Origin of the sequence: Psychrobacter immobilis (genome assembly GCF_904846065.1) — a bacterium.
Taxonomy (GTDB): Bacteria; Pseudomonadota; Gammaproteobacteria; order Pseudomonadales; family Moraxellaceae; genus Psychrobacter; species Psychrobacter immobilis_H.
The window spans coordinates 1-1141 of record NZ_CAJGZV010000030.1; the positions used below are offsets into that span (position 1 = coordinate 1).

Sequence of the window (1141 nt, forward strand, 5' to 3'; positions counted from 1 at the left end):
TAGGGTGATTATTTTTATTGCTCATAATATTATCCTTAAAATAGTGGCAGAAAAAAAGAAAAAATAGCCCTTAAAAAGGGTGACTAATCAAAATATATTGCTTAAGTTGCTCAGCAGTATGACTCAGTGATTTAATGCAGTGAACAAATATTATCATTTATTGTACCGTCTAGCTGTGTATCATAAGGCGTTTTTGCTGCCTTACTGTATGTCTTTAGCAAACTATGTGACTCTTATTTAAGCTCAGTAATCTCTCAGTCCACTGATAGCCATAGAGGCAGTCATGGTATTTCTTAGAATGATAACTTTCGTAGACTGGCTAGTATTGGTCATTAGCATTGCATAACGGCACGTTTGATAATATATTGTTATCGTTAAATGCATTTGCCATAACTTATAGGTCTGATTTTAGCACAAGATAGCAATTTTTAAATCTAAAAAAAGAGACTGTCTTGTATACTGGCTTGTTTACAGATTGTTATAGACATTTTTGGCTTTTGGACTTGTTTACCATGTGAGTGTATAGTTAAGGCAGTTTTGTACCCATTTACTAAATATAAATAATTATGATGCTGATGAGTCTTTATACTTGTTGGTGTTTGTATGAGTGATTATAAAAGACAAATTCCATTTTTCGTTTACTCTTATCTTAACCTTTCGTTATAGGAACTATATTATGTCAGACCGTTATGGTGATTTTGTTCAATCTTCTATTGGTAAAAAAGTCGCAAAAAACTTAGGCTTGCCTATGCCGGTAGAGCTTGACCGTTTTGATAGTGGTCAACCCTTGGTACGCGGTAGCGTATTGGTCGGTCGCGCTGCTGGCGATGACAAAAGCGTGAGTGAGTCAATCGCCCGCATCTTGTCAGACGTCCATGCCGAGGTATTTGTCAATAGCAGCGATGGTATCAAAGATGCGCTTTCTGATGCGGGTGTTGAGGCAAAAGCCAATACGGGCGGCGATGATAAATTTAAAGTCTTGCTTTTTGACGCCAGTAATATCAGTAATGCTGACCAGCTTAAAGAAGTGTATGAATTCTTCCATACCGTTGCTCGCCGCGTAGAACGATCAGGTCGAGTAATCATCGTGGGCCGTACGCCAGAAAACTCGACTGATATCGAAGCAGAATTGGCACAACGT

At 38.1% G+C, this 1141-nt stretch carries 1 pseudogene; it reads left to right on the forward strand.

Annotated elements, in window-relative coordinates:
- Nucleotides 1–676: 676 nt before the first annotated feature.
- Nucleotides 677–1141 (forward strand): annotated as a pseudogene (locus tag JMW64_RS13915) (3-oxoacyl-ACP reductase); the annotation flags it as partial.